The organism is Phenylobacterium soli (assembly GCF_003254475.1).
GTDB classification, from domain to species: domain Bacteria; phylum Pseudomonadota; class Alphaproteobacteria; order Caulobacterales; family Caulobacteraceae; genus Phenylobacterium; species Phenylobacterium soli.
Genome location: NZ_QFYQ01000001.1, coordinates 925,276 through 941,645, shown reverse-complemented (window position 1 = coordinate 941,645; position 16,370 = coordinate 925,276). Strand labels below are relative to the sequence as shown.

The window sequence follows — 16,370 nt, the reverse complement described above, 5'->3', positions numbered from 1 at the left end:
ATGCGTCTCGGCACTCCCCTCTCCGACACCGCGCTCAAGGTCATGCTCCTGGGCTCGGGCGAGCTCGGCAAGGAGGTGGCGATCGAGCTGCAGCGCCTCGGCTGCGAGGTGATCGCCGTCGACCGCTACGACAATGCGCCGGCCATGCAGGTCGCCCACCGCAGCCACGTCGTCGTCATGACGGACGCGGCGGCCCTGCGCGCGGTCGTTGAGGCCGAGCGCCCGCACCTGATCGTCCCCGAGATCGAGGCCATCGCCACCGACGAGCTGGTGAAGATCGAGGCCGAGGGCCTGGCGACGGTCATCCCCACCGCCCGCGCCGCCCAGCTCACCATGAACCGCGAGGGCATCCGTCGCCTGGCGGCCGAGGAGCTGAAGCTTCCCACCAGCGCCTACGCCTTCGCCTCCTCCGAGGCGGAGCTCGCCCGCGCGGCCCTCGAGGTCACCGGCTTCCCCTGCTTCGTGAAGCCCGTGATGAGCTCCTCGGGCAAGGGCCAGTCCTACGTCGAGCGCCCCGACCAGATCGCCCACGCCTGGCGCTACGCCCTGGAGGGCGGCCGGGTCGAGCAGCCCCGCGTCATCGTCGAGGGGAAGGTCGAGTTCGACTTCGAGATCACCCAGCTCACCGTTCGCAGCCTCGCGGGCGGCGAGGTCGTCACCAGCTTCTGCGCCCCCATCGGCCACCGGCAGGTGAAGGGCGACTATGTAGAGAGCTGGCAGCCCCAGGCGATGAGCAACACCGCGCTCGCCCGCGCGCGCCAGCTCGCCAAGGCGGTGACCGACGCGCTCGGCGGTCAGGGCATCTTCGGTGTCGAGCTGTTCGTGAAGGACGACGAGGTCTGGTTCTCCGAGGTGAGCCCCAGGCCCCACGACACCGGCCTCGTCACCCTCGTCAGCCAGGTGCAGAGCGAGTTCTGCCTCCACGCGCGCGCCATCCTCGGCCTGCCGGTCGACGTCACCCTGCGCGAGCCGGGCGCCAGCGCGGTGATCTACGGCGGCCTGGACGCCGAGGGCGTCGCCTTCGAGGGGGTCGCCGAGGCCCTCGCCGTGCCGGGCGCGGACCTGCGCCTCTTCGGCAAGCCCGAGGCCTACGAGCGCCGCCGCATGGGCGTCGCCCTCGCCCGCGCCCGCAACACCGACCAGGCCCGCGCCCGCGCCGCCGAAGCCGCCGCCAAGGTCAGGCCGGTCCGCGGCTGAGCCTGCGCCCAAGGCGCTCCCAAGACGAACGACGCCTGTCGCGCTTCCCCTTCCAACGGACCTCAACCGCCGGTAGCGTCTCCACCAGAAACCCCCTGGGGAGGGATCCCATGCGCCGCCTGCTCATTGCTTGCGCCATCGCCGCCGTCGCCACCGCCGCCTCGGCGGCCCCGCCGGCGAAGCCGGCCGCCCCGCTGATCGCGCGGACCAAGTTGTTCGGCAATCCGAGCCGCTCGGCCGGGCGCGTCAGCCCCGACGGCAAGTGGATCTCCTGGCTCGCCCCGCGCGACGGGGTGATGAACGTCTGGGTCGCGCCGGTCGCCGACCCCGCCGCCGCCCGCCCGCTGACCGCCGAGAAGGTCCGCCCGATCCGCGCCTACTTCTGGTCGCCGGACTCGGCCATGGTGCTGTTCGTCAACGACAAGGGCGGCGACGAGAACTTCCTGCTCTACGGCGTCGACCTCGCCCGCGGCGCCCAGAAAACCCTCACCCCCTTCGAGAAGACCCGCGCCCAGGTGGTCGGCATCAGCCGGCTGGTGAAGGACCGCATCCTCGTCGGCATCAACAACCGCGACCCGCGCTGGCACGACGTCTACAGCCTCGACCTGAAGACCGGCGCCCTGACCCCCGTCTTCCACAATGACGGCTTCGCCGATTTCGGCGTGGATGCGCAGCTCAACCTCCGCACCGCCATGAAGCCGCGCCCGGACGGCGGCGCCGATATCTACCGGATCGAGAACAACCAGGTCGCCGCGAGCCCCGAGACCACCATTCCCTTCGAGGACACCGGCGGCACCGCGCCGATCAGCTACAGCCACGACGGCAAGACCCGCTACTGGCTGGAGAGCCGCGGCCGCGACACCTCCGCCCTGGTGGCCGAGGACCTCGCCACCGGCCAGCGCACCGTGCTCGGGCAAGACCCGCGCGCCGACATGGGCGAGGTCCTGGACGATCCAAAGACCGGCCGCATTCAGGCGTACGGCGTCGAGTACCTGAAGACCGAGTGGACTGCGCTCGACCCAGCCATCAAGCCCGACCTCGAGTTCCTGAAGCGCGAGCTGAAGGGCGAGCTCACCATCACCTCACGCAGCGACGACGACCGGCTCTGGATGGTCGCCGCCGACTCCGTCACCGCGCCGGTCACCTACTACCTCTACGACCGGCCGGCGAAGCGGCTGAAGCGCCTGTTCACCACCCGGCCCGAGCTCGAGGGCGCACCGCTCGTCGATGAGCATCCCGTGGAGATCAGGACCCGCGACGGCCTGACCGAGGTCTCCTACCTCACCCTGCCGCCGGGCTCCGACCCGAAGGGCCGCGGACGGCCGAGCCATCCGGTCCCCATGGTGCTGCTGGTCCACGGCGGGCCCTGGGCGCGCGACAGCTACGGCTCCAACAACCTCGCCCAGTGGCTGGCCAACCGTGGCTATGCGGTGCTGCAGCCGAACTACCGAGCCTCCTCCGGCTTCGGGAAGAAGTACCTGACCGCCGGCGACCTCCAGTGGGGCCGCAAGATGCACGACGACCTGCTCGACGCGGTGAACTGGGCGGTGACGAGCGGCGTCACCACGCCGGACAAGGTCGCCATCATGGGCGGCTCCTACGGCGGCTACGCCACCCTCGCAGGCCTCGCCTTCACCCCCACCACCTTCGCCTGCGGCGTCGACATCGTCGGCCCCTCCAACCTCAACACCCTGCTGGCCGCGATCCCGGCCTACTGGGAGGCCGGGCGGCGGCAAATGTACCGGCGCATGGGCGACCCGGGCACGCCCGAGGGTCAGGCGATCCTCAAGGCCGCCTCGCCGCTGTTCAAGGCCGACGCCATCCAGCGGCCGCTGCTGATCGGCCAGGGCGCCAATGACCCGCGGGTCAATGTCCGCGAGAGCCAGCAGATCGTCGACGCCATGAAGGCCAAGGGCCTGCCGGTGACCTATGTGCTGTTCCCCGACGAGGGCCACGGCTTCGCCCGGCCGGAGAACAACATCGCCTTCTTCGCCACCGCCGAGCACTTCCTCGAGCGCTGCCTGGGCGGGCGAAGCGAGCCGTTCGGCGCGGCCTTCGCGGGCTCCTCGATCACCGCGCCCTACGGCGCCCAGTTCGCGCCGGGGCTGAAGGAGGCGCTGCAGGCGGCCGGCAAGCCCGCCCCGTGACCGCTTTACAGGGAACAAGCATCACCTTGGGGAATTAAGGCGTCCGGACGAAGGCGCGGGGCGTCCTTCGTCACAATCCGTTGTCAGGCTTGACCTTCTCAAGCGTCGACATGGGGTTGACTTGAGGGGCTGCGCCCTCAAGAACGCCCCCCGCGCGCACGCGAACCCGCGTTCGCACGCCTTTTGAACGAGAGGGAGAAGCTCCAGATGACCGTTCGCGTCGCGATCAATGGTTTCGGCCGCATCGGCAGGAATGTCCTGCGCTCGATCGTCGAGCATGGCCGCCGGGACATCGAGGTCGTGGCGATCAACGACCTGGGCCCCGTCGAGACCAACGCTCACCTGCTGCGCTACGACAGCGTCCATGGCCGCTTCCCCGCCGAGGTGAAGGTCAATGGCGACACCATCGAGGTCGCCGGCTACGCCCCAATCAAGGTGACCGCCGTCCGCGACCCCAAGGAGCTGCCGCACAAGGCGCTCGGCGTCGACATCGCGATGGAGTGCACCGGCATCTTCACCGCGCGTGACAAGGCCGCCGCCCACCTCGAGGCCGGCGCCAAGCGCGTCCTCGTCTCCGCCCCGGCCGACAACGCCGACAAGACCATCGTCTACGGCGTCAACCACGAGACCCTGACCAAGGACGACCTCGTCGTCTCCAACGCCTCGTGCACCACCAACTGCCTGGCGCCGGTGGCCAAGGTCCTGCAGGAGCTCTGCGGGATCGAGCGCGGCTACATGACGACGATCCACTCCTACACGGGCGACCAGCCGACGCTCGACACCCTGCACAAGGACCTCTACCGCGCCCGCGCCGCGGCCATGTCGATGATCCCGACCTCGACGGGCGCCGCCAAGGCCCTCGGCCTGGTGATCCCGGAGCTGACCGGCAAGCTCGACGGCTCCTCGATCCGCGTGCCGACTCCGAACGTCTCGGTCGTCGACCTGAAGTTCGTCCCGGGCAAGTCGGTCACCGTCCAGCAGATCAACGAGGCGCTGGAAGCGGCCGCCAACGGCGCGCTGAAGGGCGTGCTGGCGGTCACCAAGGAGCCGCTGGTCTCGATGGACTTCAACCACAACCCGGCCTCGTCCACGGCCGCCCTGCCGCAGACCCAGGTGATCGACGGCGGCCTCGGCCGCGTCCTGTCCTGGTACGACAACGAGTGGGGCTTCTCGACCCGGATGAGCGACACCGCCGTCTACATGGCGAAGTTCCTCTGATCTGACGACCATGGCCGCTTTCCAGACTCTCGACGACGTCGAACTCGCCGGTAAGCGCGCCCTGGTGCGCGTCGACCTCAACGTCCCGATGGAGGACGGCAAGGTCTCCGACGACACGCGCCTGCGCGCCGCCGTGCCCACCATCGAGAAGCTGCGGGCGGGCGGCGCCAAGGTGATCCTGCTCGCGCACTTCGACCGGCCCAAGGGCAAGCGGGTGCCGAGCATGAGCCTGAAGCCCATCGCCCCGGCTTTGGCCGAGGTGCTGGGCCATCCGGTGGCCTTCGCCGACGACTGCGTCGGCCAGGTCGCGCGCGATGCGATCGCCGCCATGAAGCCGGGCGAGGTCCTGCTGCTGGAGAACGTCCGCTTCCATCCGGGCGAGGAGGAGAACGACGCTCAGTTCGCCGACGCCCTGGCGGCAAACGGCGACCTCTACGTCAACGACGCCTTCTCCGCCGCCCACCGCGCGCACGCCTCCACCGAGGCGCTCGCCCACCGGCTGCCGGCCTACGCCGGCGAGCAGATGCGGCTCGAGCTCGACGCCCTGCACCGGGCCCTCGGCCATCCCGAGCGACCGGTGATGGGCATCGTCGGCGGCTCGAAGGTCTCGACCAAGCTCGACCTGCTCAAGCACTTGGTGACCAAGCTCGACAAGCTGGCCATCGGCGGCGGCATGGCCAACACCTTCCTCTACGCCCAGGGGCACGACGTCGGCGCCTCCTACTGCGAGAAGGAGCTGGCCGAGACCGCCCGCGAGATCATCCGCCTGGCCGGCCAGAACAACTGCAAGCTCTTCCTGCCGATCGACATCGTCGTGGCCGAGAAGCTGGCCCCCGGCGCCCCGGCGCGGGTGCGCGACGTGGGCTCGGTCGACGATGACGAGCGCATCCTCGACGCGGGTCCCGAGACGGTCGAGCGCCTGTGCCGCGCCGTGGCCAATTCCAAGACCCTGATCTGGAACGGCCCGCTCGGCGTCTTCGAGATGAAGCCCTTCGACAAGGGCACCGTCGAGGCGGCGCGCTACGCGGCCGGGCTGGCCAAGGACGGCAAGCTGGTGGCGGTGGCCGGCGGCGGTGATACCGTCGCCGCGCTCAATGCGGCGGGCGTGGCGGACGACTTCACCTTCGTCTCCACGGCCGGTGGCGCGTTCTTGGAATGGATGGAAGGCAAAACCCTGCCCGGTGTGGCGGCGTTGAGCCGGTAAGAGGTTTTCAGAGGAAACGGCGATGGCCCGGATTACGCTCAGGCAACTGCTCGATCACGCCGCGGAGAACGGCTACGGCGTGCCTGCCTTCAACATCAACAACATGGAACAGGCGCTGGCGATCATGGAGGCCGCGGAGGCCACCGACTCGCCGGTCATCATGCAGGCTTCCCGCGGCGCCCGCTCCTACGCCAACGACATCGTGCTGAAGCACCTGATCGACGCCATGGCGGAGATGTATCCGCACATCCCGATCTGCATGCACCAGGATCACGGGAACAACGAGGCGACCTGCGCCACCGCCATCCAGTTCGGCTTCACCTCGGTGATGATGGACGGCTCGCTGAAGGCCGACGGCAAGACGCCCGCCGACTACGACTACAACGTCAAGGTCACCCGCAACGTCGTCGACATGGCCCACTGGGTCGGCGCCTCGGTGGAAGGCGAGCTCGGCGTGCTCGGCTCGCTCGAGACCGGCATGGGCGAGAAGGAAGACGGCCATGGCTTCGAGGGCAAGCTCGGCCACGACCAGCTGCTCACCAATCCGGACCAGGCGGTCGAGTTCGTGAAGGCCACCGAGGTCGACGCCCTGGCGATCGCCATGGGCACCAGCCACGGCGCCTACAAGTTCACCCGCAAGCCCGACGGCGAAGTGCTGGCGATGAACGTGATCGAAGAGATCCACCAGCGCCTGCCCAACACGCACCTCGTCATGCACGGCTCCTCGTCCGTGCCGCAGGAGCTGCAGGACATCATCAACCAGTACGGCGGCGAGATGCCTCAGACCTGGGGCGTGCCGGTGGAAGAGATCCAGCGCGGCATCAAGCACGGCGTGCGCAAGATCAACATCGACACCGACAACCGGATGGCCATGACCGGCGCGATCCGCAAGGTGTTCGCCGAGAAGCCCGGCGAGTTCGATCCGCGCGGCTACCTGAAGCCCGCCAAGGAGGCTATGCGCAAGGTGTGCGTGCAGCGCTTCGAGGAGTTCGGCACCGCCGGCTGGGCGTCCAAGATCACGCCACTGCCGATGTCGGCCATGGCCAAGCGCTACGCCTCGGGCGAGCTCGCGCCGAAGATCGGCGTCACCCGCGTCGCCGCCGAGTAGGCGCCGTCGAGGACGGTTCCGAAGGCCGCCGCTGGCGACAGCGGCGGCCTTCGTTGCTTCAGGCGTAGGCGGCGGCGATCAGCGCCTGGTCGCGCGGATCGCCGACAAGGTCCGTGCCCATGCGGTTCATGGCGTAGGCGATCGCCATCCGCCGCACCGGATCGACCACCACAAAGGAACCGCCCCATCCGGAGTGGCCGAAGGCACGCGGCTCGGGGCCGTAGAGGCCGTCGCTATTGAGGAGGAAGCCCGCGCCCCACCGGGCCGGCACGCCGAGCACCTCGTCGACACCGGCGATCCGCTCGCGCGTCGCCTCGGCCAGGGTCCCTGCCCCGAGGAGGCCGCCGGCCGCCACCTGGCCGAACAGGCGGGCGAGGGAGCGGGCGTTGGAGAAGCCGTTGGCCGAGACGAGCTCGCATTCGCGCCAGGCCGGCGTGTTGGGGGCGAGCGGATCGACCGCCGGATTGGTGTAGGTCGCGAGCTGCGACTCGTTCAGCTCCGGGCTCAGCATGTTCTCGGTGCCGAGCTCCGGCGGCGCCACCATCTCGGCCCGCCGCGCCTCCTCCGAAGCCGGCAGGCCGAGCGTGAGCTCGATGCCCATGGGCCCGGCCAGCTCCTCGGCGATGAAGGTCCCGAGGCTGCGGCCCTCGATGCGGCGGAAAAGCTCGCCCGCCAGCACGCCGATGCTGATCGCGTGATAGCCGGAGCGCGAGCCTGGCGGCCAGAAGGGCGCCTGGGCCGCGAGCCGCGCCGCCGCCCGCGGCTGGTCGTAGTAGTCCTCGATGGTCGCCGGGTCGCGGAAGCTGCACAGCCCCGCCTGGTGCGACAGCAGCATGGCCAGGGTGACGCCCGCCTTGCCCTGGGCGCCGAACTCCGGCCACCAGCGGGTGACCGGATCGTCGTAGGCCGCGAGCCCGCGGTCGACCATCAAGGCGAAGCACAGGGCGTTCACCGCCTTGGTCGTCGACCAGATGTTGACCACCGAGTCCGCCCGCCAGGGCCGCGCACCGGCGGCGTCCAGGCTGCCGCCCCAGAGATCGACCACCATCTCGCCGTCACGCATGATCGCCAGCGAGGCCCCGACGTCGCCGCGCTCGCGGAAGTTGGCCTCGAACTCACGCCGGGCGCTCTCGAAGCCCGGTGCGACGCTCCCCTCGATGCTCATCGAAACCTCTTGCTGCAGGTCACGCCGTCGGTGCGCGGCGCCCATAGACGCGGAAACGGTAGCGCCCGTCCACCTGCAGCCGCGCTGTCACGCGAGCCTGATGGCCTCGGGGCTGGAGCGACGGCCCGCCTCGGCCTAGGCTGCCGGAACTCCCAGGGCGTCCCGCAGATTGGGCTTCGGATGCACAGGCACATCACCGTCCTCGGTCTCGCCTTCCTCGGGCTCGCCGCCTTCGCGGTGTTCGCCGGCTGGGCGTTCTTCGAAGGCTCGCGGATCGGCGGCGGCTGGCGCAGCCTCGGGCCGATCTGGCCCTATGTGGTCGGGGGCGTGGTGGTGGTCGCAGCCCTCGCTGGCTTCCTCATGTGGCTGGCCTTCTATTCGGCCAACCACGGATACGACGAGCCCTACGATCCCGACGCCCCCTAGGCCTCGATCGGCGCGCCGCGCATCTCCTTCACGAACAGCGCGCCCACCACGACGGTCACCGCCGCCACGATGATCGGGTACCAGAGGCCGTAGTAGATATCGCCGGTCGCCGCGACCATGGCGAAGGCCGTGGTCGGCAGGAAGCCGCCGAACCAGCCGTTGCCGACGTGGTAGGGCAGGCTCATCGAGGTATAGCGGATCCGCGCCGGGAACATCTCCACCAGCGTCGCGGCGACGGGGCCATAGACCATGGTCACATAGATCACCAGCAGCCAGAGAAGCGCCACGACCAGCGGCTTGTTCATCTTCGCCGCATCCGCCTTGGCGGGGTAGCCGGCGGACTTCAGCGCCGCCGACAGCGTCTTGGTCCAGGCGGCCTTCTCGACCTTCAGCTCCGGCGGCGGCAGCACCTCGCCCTTGAAGCTGGGGATTCCGGTGTGGCCGATCCTCACCACCGCGACCGCTCCGGGCGGCGCGGCCTCGCTGGCGTAGGACACGCCCGCCCCCGCCAGCGCCGACTTGGCGAGGTCGCAGGAGGACGCGAAGGTCTTCTTGCCCACGGGGTCGAACTGGAAGGCGCAATCGGCCGGATCGGCGACGACCGTCACCGGCGCCCGCGCGCTGGCCGCGGCGAGGTCGGGGTTGGCCGCGACGGTCAGCGCCTTGAAGATCGGGAAGTAGGTGAGCGCCGCCAGGAGGCAGCCGGCGAGGATCACCGGCTTGCGGCCGATCCGGTCGGAGAGCCAGCCGAACACGACGAAGAACGGCGTGGCGAGCAGCAGCGCGATAGCCACCAGGCTGTTGCTCAGAGCGCCGTCGACCTTGAGCATCTTCTCGAGGAAGAACAGGGCGTAGAACTGGCCCGTGTACCAGACCACCGCCTGGCCGGCGGTGAGGCCGGCGAGCGCCAGGATGACCAGCTTGAGGTTCTTCCACTGGCCGAAGCTCTCGGCGAGCGGCCTGGCGGACGCCTTGCCCTCCTCGACCATGCGCTGGAAGACCGGGCTCTCGTTGAGCCGCAGCCGGATCCACAGCGAGACCGCGAGCAGGGCCGCCGAGACCAAGAACGGCACGCGCCAGCCCCAGGCCTTGAAGGCCGGCTCGCCGACCTGGTTGCGGACCAGGAGGATGACCACCAGGCTGAGGAAGAGGCCGAAGGTCGCCGTGATCTGGATGAAGCTGGTGTAGAGGCCGCGCTTCCCGTCCGGCGCATGTTCGGCGACGTACGTGGCCGCCCCGCCGTATTCGCCACCCAGCGCCAGGCCCTGGACGAGGCGCATGACGATCAGCGCCGCCGGCGCGATCACGCCGATCGCCGCATAGCTCGGCAGGAGCCCCACCGTGAAGGTGGAGAGCCCCATCAAGATCATGGTGATGAGAAAGGTGTTCTTGCGGCCCCAGAGGTCACCGAGCCGGCCGAACACCACCGCCCCGAACGGCCTCACCGCGAACCCCGCCGCGAAGGCCAGCAGGGCGAAGATGTAGCCGGTGGTGGCGTTCACGCCGGAGAAGAACTGGTCGGAGATGAACCCCGCCAGCGAACCGTAGAGGTAGAAATCGTACCATTCGAACACGGTGCCGGCGGAGGCCCCGCCGATCACCAGCCAGGTGTTCGTCCCCACGCGCTCGCGCGCCCCCGCCGCCGCCGCCACCATGCCGTTCCCCCCGAAACCGGTGTTCGGCGGGAGCCTATGGCCAAGGCGCGGCGGCTGGCAACGCGCTTAGTGGAGGGTCGGGCGGTCGCGGTTCTTGCGCCAGAGCTCCTCGGTGAGGACGTTGGCGAAGCCGATCCAGCCGACGTAGGGCGTGACCATGCCGGCGGCGGGCGCGTCGACCTTCTTGGCCCGCCAGACATAGGCGCCGGCCGTGCCGAGCGCGGCGGTGGCGGTCGCCAGTTGCCCGCCGAGGCGGCGCGGGCCGAGCGCCATCCACACCGCATTCAGCGCCTGGACCACGCCCCACAGCGTCAGGGCCTGGGTGCGGGCCGGGCTCTTCGGCGCGTTCCAGATCCGCAGGCCGGAGAGCGTCAGGGCCAGGAACAGCGGCGGCCAGATCAGGGAGAAGGCCGGCCGCGGCGGTTTGAACTTCGGCTGCTTCAGCTCCTCGTAGTCGGAGTAAGCCTCGGGATTGTCCTCGGTGGGCGCATTGGCCCGCGCGACGAGCGCCGAGGCGGTCACCGCCGCGGCCGTGAGGCCAAGGCCGATGAGAAGATGGCGCGCCGAGCGCCCACGGCTGTTGGCGAGGCTGTCCACAGCCCCGCGGATATCGATGCTCGGCATGCTGCCTCCCGCGTGTCCTGGCCCGGAAATCCATGGGCCCGGCGCGAGGTTCCGGCTCAGCTGTCGCCGAGATCGCCCATCGCGCTCTGCAGGATCAGGCTCGTGCGGCGGTCTGTCGCAATACGTGCGGACACTCTCGCGCGTTGTGGCGGCAGGGAGCGCATCGCCCGGCGGCGGGCGGGCGAGGCAGGGACATGGAATACGGGCTGCTGCTGTCACGGCTCCAGATCGCCGTGCCGTTCGCCTTCCACATCGTCTTCCCGGCGATCGCCTTGGGTCTTGCCAGCTATCTGGCGGTTCTCGAGGGGCTCTGGCTGACCACCCGCAACACGGCCTTCCGCAACCTTCGCCTGTTCTGGATCAGGATCTTCGCCGTCGCCTTCGGCATGGGGCTGGTCTCGGTGATCTGGATCCTCGCGGGCGGGGGCGTCGGCCAGGCGCTGACCGGCTGGCGCCCAGACCTGCTCTCCCCGGCGCTCGCCTATGGTCTCGGGCACATGATCCTGGCGGCCTATCTCGCCACGGCCCTCGTGGTCGGCGCGGCCTCGGCGTGGCGGCTGCTGAGGGAGCCGGACGAGGAGGAGTCCTGTCTCGCCATGAAGATGGCGGTCGGAATGTTCGCCATCGCCGCCCCGCTGCAGCTCGTCCTCGGGGATCTCTCGGGCGCCCGCTCGGCCGGCCCGGCGCCGATCGAGGCCGGCGCCGCGGGAGCCGTGGTGGTGGGTGTCGATCTGGCGCTGATGGCGCTCGGCGCCTGGGGGGCCTACCTGATCTGGCGCGGCCGGCTGGGCGGCGCGGCGCCGTTTCTGTGGACCTGCGTCGTGCTGGCGCCGGCCGGGATCGTCGGCGCCCTAGCGGGCTGGCTCGTGGCCGAGATCGATCGGTCGCCGGCGTCCCTGGTGGGAGCCGCCCAAGGCGTCCCCTCAGGGCCGTTCCTGACCTTCGTCGCGGTCTATGTGGTCGTCTTCGCCCTCGCCGCCTTCCACATCCTGACGCTGATCGGACGCGGGCCACGCCCGCTGCCTCTTGAAGGCGCCGCCTAGATGGGCTCTAGGGCCTTATGGCCCCGCCGCTCTGCCGCCTTTACCTGATCACCCCCCCGCGCCTCGACGACCTGGCCGCCTTCGGCCATGTGCTCGGCCACGCCCTCGACGCCGGCGACGTCGCCGCCCTGCAGATCCGCCTCAAGGACGCGCCCGACGAGGTGATCGCCGCGTCCGTCGACGTGCTGAAGCCCATCGCCCAGGCGCGCGGTGTGGCGGTGATCATGAACGACCGGCCCGACCTGGCCGCCAGCCTCGACTGCGACGGCGTGCACATCGGCCAGGACGACGCGCCCTACGCCGAGGCGCGCCGCATCGTCGGCAAGAACCGGATGGTGGGCGTCACCTGCCACGACAGCCGGCACCTGGCCATGGAGGCGGCGGAAGCCGGCGCCGACTATGTGGCCTTCGGCGCCTTCTTCCCGACGACCACGAAGGAGCCCAAGACCCGCGCCGACCCCGAGGTCCTGACCATCTGGCAGGAAACCATGGAGGTCCCCTGCGTGGCGATCGGCGGCATCACCGTGGACAACGCCCGCGGCCTGGCCGCGGCGGGCGCCGATTTCCTGGCCGTCTCGGCCGGGGTCTGGTCCTACGGCGAGGGTCCCGCCGCGGCGGTGAAGGCGCTCAACGCCGAGATCGCCAGGGGCATCGCCGACCGCGGCTGACGCCCGCCTTGCTTTGCGAGGCCCCTCACCCTAGGTTCCGCGCCCTCTATCCGTTCGAGATCTTTCCCATCGTGACCACCCAATCCGCCCTCCTGAAGGTGATGAGCGACGCCGCGCGCAAGGCCGCGCGCGGCCTGAACCGGGATTTCGGCGAGCTCGCCGAGCTGCAGGTCGCCCGCAAGGCGCCCGCCGACTTCGTCTCCGCCGCCGACCTCAAGGCCGAGCAGGTGCTGTTCGAGGCGCTGACCAAGGCGCGCCCGGGCTACAGCTTCCATGGCGAGGAACGCGGGCTGATCGAGGGCACGGACAAGACCCACACCTGGATCGTCGATCCGCTCGACGGCACCACCAACTTCCTGCACGCCATCCCCCACTTCGCCATCAACATCGCGCTGGAGCGCGAGGGCGTGGTGGTGGCGGCCGTCACCTACAATCCGGCGACCAACGAGCTGTTCTGGGCCGAGAAGGGCAAGGGCTGCTACGTCAACGACAAGCGCCTTCGCGTCGCCGCCCGCCGGCATCTGGACGAGTCGGTCCTCGCCACCGGCATTCCGTTCCTGGGCCACGGGCAGCACGGCCGCTTCCTGAAGGAACTGCACCAGATCACCCAGCGCGTGGCCGGCGTTCGCCGCTTCGGCTCGGCGGCCCTCGACCTCGCCTGGGTCGCGGCCGGCCGGTACGACGGCTACTGGGAGCGTGACCTGGCGCCGTGGGACCTGGCGGCGGGCGTGCTGATGGTCACCGAGGCCGGCGGCAAGGTGACCAACGCCGACGGCGGCGACGACGTGCTGGCCTCGGGCTCGATCTGCGCGGCCAACCTCGAGATCCATCCGCTGCTGCTCGAGCGGCTGGCCGTCGCCGCCAAGTAGGAACTGTCACACAAGTCTGTAAGCTGCGCCTCCATGCAGCTCACACGACGCGCCCTCGCCGCCGCCACCGCCGCGCTCGCGGCTTCTCCGGCCTTCGCCGCGGCGAGGCGACCGCGCCCGCTGGCCATCGCCCACCGCGGCGCCAGCGGCGAGCGGCCCGAGCACACCCTGATGGCCTACAAGCTGGCCATCGCCGAGGGGGCCGACTTCATCGAGCCGGACCTGGTGCCGACCAAGGACGGCCATCTGGTGGTGCGCCACGAGCCGGAGATCGGCGGCACGACCGACGTCGCCAACCATCCTGAGTTCGCCGGCCGCAAGACGACCAAGGTCATCGACGGCGAGACGCTCACGGGCTGGTTCACCGAGGACTTCACGCTCGCCGAGCTGAAGACCCTGCGCGCCCGCGAGCGCCTGCCGGGCCTTCGCCCGCAGAGCGCCAGGTACGACGGGCTCGAGACGATCCCCACCTACCTGGAGATGCTCGACCTCGCCCGCGCCGAGAGCCGCCGCCTCGGCCGAACCATCGGCACCTATCCGGAGATGAAGCATCCCAGCTACTTCGCTTCCATCGGCCTGCCGCTGGAGCATCGGCTGGCCGACTTCCTCAAGGCCAACGGCCTGAACAGCCACTCTGCGCCGGTGTTCGTGCAGTGCTTCGAGGTCGGGGCCCTCAAGACCTTCGCGACCCTCTCCAAGGCCCCGAGGGTGTTCCTCGTCTCGCGGGAGGGCGGCCCGGCCGACATGCCGAAGACCACCTATGCGGAGATGCTGTCGGGCTCCGGGATGAAGCAGGTCGCGGCCTTCGCCGACGGCCTCGGACCGGAATGGCCGATGGTCGTGCCGATCGTCGACGGCGGTCTTGGCCCGGCGACGCCGCTGGTGGCCGAGGCGCACGCGGCCGGCCTGAAGGTGCATCCGTGGACCGTCCGGGCGGAGAACGGCTTCCTGCCCGCCAAGTTGCGCAAGGGCGCGAACCCGGCCGACCACGGCGACGTCGACGCGGTCTACCGCGCCCTCTATGGCGCCGGGATCGATGGCCTGTTCAGCGACTTCACCGGGCTGTCGGTGAAGGTCCGCAACGAGATGTTCCCGGCCTAGGCGGCCTCGCCGAACTGCAGCGCCGCCAGGCGGGCGTAGAGGCCGCCCTTGGCGACGAGGTCGTGGTGGGTCCCCTCCTCGACCACCCTGCCGTCGTCCATGACGACGATGCGGTCAGCCTTGAGGACGGTGGCGAGGCGGTGGGCGATGACCAGGGTCGTGCGGCCGTGCATCGCCTTGTCGAGGGCGCGCTGGACCAGCTGCTCGTTCTCGGCGTCGAGCGCGCTGGTGGCCTCGTCGAGGAGCAGGATCGGCGCCTCGCGCACCAGGGCGCGGGCGATGGCCAGCCGCTGACGCTGGCCGCCGGAGAGGCCGCGGGCGCGCTCGCCGACCGGCGTCTCCAGGCCCTGCGGCAGGGCTTTCAGGAACACCTCGGCCTGGGCGGCGCGGACCGCCGCCAGGACCGCCGCATCGTCGGCCGCCTCGCGCCCGAAGCGCACGTTCTCCGCCGCCGATCCGGAGAACAGCGGCGAGTCCTGGGCCACCAGGGCCATGCGGGCGCGCACCTCGGCCGGATCGGCGTCGCGCACGTCGATCCCGTCCACGAGCACCCGGCCCGCCTGCGGATCGTAGAAGCGCAGCAGCAGCCGCAGCACCGTGCTCTTGCCCGCGCCCGACGGGCCGACCAGGGCCACCCGCTCGCCGGGCCGGACCGCGAGGCTGAAGCCCTTCAGCGCCGGCAGGTCGGGCCGGGCGGGGTAGGCGAAGGTCACGTCCTGCAGCGCCACCTCGCCGCGCGGCGGCACGGGAAGCGGCGTCGGGTTGGCCGGCGCGGCGACGCCGGGCTCGGCGTCGAGCAGCTCGCCGATGCGCTCCATGGCCCCCGCGGCCTTCTGGACGTCGCCCCAGGTCTCCCCGAGCGCGCCCACCGAACCGGCGGCCATCACCGACAGGATCGCGAACTGGAAGAGCGCGCCCCAGCTCATCGAGCCGGTGACGGCCGAGTGGACGCCCAGCCAGAAGATGCCGACCACGCCGTTGAAGACGACGCCGATGACGAGGGCGGTCATGACCGCCCGGGCGCTCATCCGCCGCAGCGAGGTGCGGAAGGCGGCCTCCACGGCGGCGCCGAAACGGCCTGACGCCGAGCCTTCGCGGCCGAACGCCTGGACCGTCTCCAGCGCATCCAGGCTCTCCCCGGCGTAGCCCACCGCCTCGGCGAACTGGTCCTGCGTCGAGGCGGTCAGCTTGCGCACCCGCCGGCCGAACAGGAACAGCGGCGCCAGCACCAGCGGGATCAGCAGCAGCACGAGGCCGGTCAGGTGCGGACTGACGACCACCATCATGACGAGGGCGCCGACCAGCATCAGGGCGTTGCGGGTGGCGATCGAGACGGAGGAGCCGACGAGGGTCTCGACGATCTGGATGTCCGTGGTCAGCCGCGACAGCACTTCACCCGTGCGGGTAGCCAGGAAGAAGGCCTGGTCCAGGGTCAGGATGTGGCCATAGACGACCTTGCGCAGGTCGGCGACGACCCGCTCGCCCAGCTTGGTGATGAAGAAGTAGCGGCCGGCGCTGGCGAAGCCGAGGGTCAGGGCCACGCCGCCGAGCAGCCAGAACCAGCGGTTCAGCCCATCCGCGCCGCCGCCCGCCTTGGCCGTGGTCAGATGATCGACCAGCAGGCGCACCGCTCCGGAGAGCCCGAGCGTGGCGCTGGTGGAGACCAGCAGGAAGAGGCTCGCCAGAACGGCGTCGCCCCAGTGATCGCGGACGAAGGGCGCCAGCCTGCGCAGGGCGCCGATGTTGCGGCTGCGGTCCCGCTTGGCGGCCGCCTCGGTGAGGCTCTGGGCGAGCGCCTGGCCGCTGTTGGGCCGGCCTGGCGCGGCGGATTCGCCGGACGGTTCACTCATAACCCACTCAAACCTTGCATTTCGCCCGACGTTTCAGCTATACGCGCGGCTCGTTTTCGAAGGCCCCCTCGCCGGCGGCCTCTTTTCTTTGGCCG

General features: G+C 70.5%; 14 protein-coding genes. 10 read left to right on the top strand and 4 right to left on the bottom strand.

Annotation, left to right across the window (positions count from 1 at the left end):
- From purT to fba, 5 genes are all read left to right on the top strand, one after another.
- Window positions 1-1,197 (top strand): formate-dependent phosphoribosylglycinamide formyltransferase, encoded by a 1,197-nt coding sequence (purT, locus tag DJ017_RS04745; RefSeq protein ID WP_111527631.1) that lies wholly within the window; start codon window positions 1-3, stop codon window positions 1,195-1,197.
- A gap of 110 nt (window positions 1,198-1,307) precedes the next feature.
- The gene (locus tag DJ017_RS04740) at window positions 1,308-3,344 is read left to right on the top strand and encodes a S9 family peptidase (RefSeq protein ID WP_111527630.1); all 2,037 of its coding nucleotides are present in this window, start codon (window positions 1,308-1,310) and stop codon (window positions 3,342-3,344) included.
- A gap of 207 nt (window positions 3,345-3,551) precedes the next feature.
- A complete protein-coding gene (gene gap, locus DJ017_RS04735) occupies window positions 3,552-4,562 on the top strand; it encodes a type I glyceraldehyde-3-phosphate dehydrogenase (protein WP_111529970.1) in 1,011 nt (336 codons plus the stop codon).
- A 10-nt stretch (window positions 4,563-4,572) separates the two neighbouring features.
- Window positions 4,573-5,766, top strand: a complete 1,194-nt coding sequence (locus DJ017_RS04730; protein ID WP_111527629.1) for a phosphoglycerate kinase — start codon at window positions 4,573-4,575, stop codon at window positions 5,764-5,766.
- A gap of 22 nt (window positions 5,767-5,788) precedes the next feature.
- Complete coding sequence (gene fba / locus DJ017_RS04725; protein WP_111527628.1) at window positions 5,789-6,874, top strand: class II fructose-bisphosphate aldolase; 1,086 nt, start codon at window positions 5,789-5,791, stop codon at window positions 6,872-6,874.
- A 58-nt stretch (window positions 6,875-6,932) separates the two neighbouring features.
- On the opposite strand, the gene DJ017_RS04720 is transcribed toward fba, so the two are convergent.
- Window positions 6,933-8,039 (bottom strand): serine hydrolase domain-containing protein, encoded by a 1,107-nt coding sequence (locus DJ017_RS04720; RefSeq protein ID WP_111527627.1) that lies wholly within the window; start codon window positions 8,037-8,039, stop codon window positions 6,933-6,935.
- Between the two features lie 180 nt (window positions 8,040-8,219).
- Here DJ017_RS04720 and DJ017_RS04715 point away from each other — a divergent pair, with 180 nt between their 5' ends.
- The gene (locus DJ017_RS04715) at window positions 8,220-8,465 is read left to right on the top strand and encodes a hypothetical protein (protein ID WP_111527626.1); all 246 of its coding nucleotides are present in this window, start codon (window positions 8,220-8,222) and stop codon (window positions 8,463-8,465) included.
- On the opposite strand, the gene DJ017_RS04710 is transcribed toward DJ017_RS04715, so the two are convergent.
- Entirely contained in the window at window positions 8,462-10,120 is a 1,659-nt protein-coding gene (locus DJ017_RS04710) for an MFS transporter (protein WP_111527625.1), read from the bottom strand. The genes DJ017_RS04715 and DJ017_RS04710 overlap by 4 nt on opposite strands.
- Before the next feature lie 66 nt (window positions 10,121-10,186).
- Window positions 10,187-10,744 (bottom strand): TspO/MBR family protein, encoded by a 558-nt coding sequence (locus DJ017_RS04705; RefSeq protein ID WP_111527624.1) that lies wholly within the window; start codon window positions 10,742-10,744, stop codon window positions 10,187-10,189.
- A gap of 194 nt (window positions 10,745-10,938) precedes the next feature.
- Between DJ017_RS04705 and DJ017_RS04700 the strand changes: the two genes are divergently transcribed.
- The 4 genes from DJ017_RS04700 to DJ017_RS04685 all read left to right on the top strand — a co-directional run bounded on the left by DJ017_RS04700 (window position 10,939) and on the right by DJ017_RS04685 (window position 14,425).
- Complete coding sequence (locus tag DJ017_RS04700; RefSeq protein ID WP_165830526.1) at window positions 10,939-11,787, top strand: cytochrome ubiquinol oxidase subunit I; 849 nt, start codon at window positions 10,939-10,941, stop codon at window positions 11,785-11,787.
- A gap of 17 nt (window positions 11,788-11,804) precedes the next feature.
- Entirely contained in the window at window positions 11,805-12,455 is a 651-nt protein-coding gene (gene thiE / locus DJ017_RS04695) for a thiamine phosphate synthase (protein ID WP_111527622.1), read from the top strand.
- Between the two features lie 71 nt (window positions 12,456-12,526).
- The gene (locus tag DJ017_RS04690) at window positions 12,527-13,324 is read left to right on the top strand and encodes an inositol monophosphatase family protein (protein WP_111527621.1); all 798 of its coding nucleotides are present in this window, start codon (window positions 12,527-12,529) and stop codon (window positions 13,322-13,324) included.
- A 33-nt stretch (window positions 13,325-13,357) separates the two neighbouring features.
- The gene (locus tag DJ017_RS04685; RefSeq protein ID WP_111527620.1) at window positions 13,358-14,425 is read left to right on the top strand and encodes a glycerophosphodiester phosphodiesterase; all 1,068 of its coding nucleotides are present in this window, start codon (window positions 13,358-13,360) and stop codon (window positions 14,423-14,425) included.
- On the opposite strand, the gene DJ017_RS04680 is transcribed toward DJ017_RS04685, so the two are convergent.
- Complete coding sequence (locus DJ017_RS04680) at window positions 14,422-16,275, bottom strand: ABC transporter transmembrane domain-containing protein (protein ID WP_111527619.1); 1,854 nt, start codon at window positions 16,273-16,275, stop codon at window positions 14,422-14,424. The two genes, DJ017_RS04685 and DJ017_RS04680, sit on opposite strands and share 4 nt — an antisense overlap.
- Window positions 16,276-16,370 lie beyond the last annotated feature (95 nt).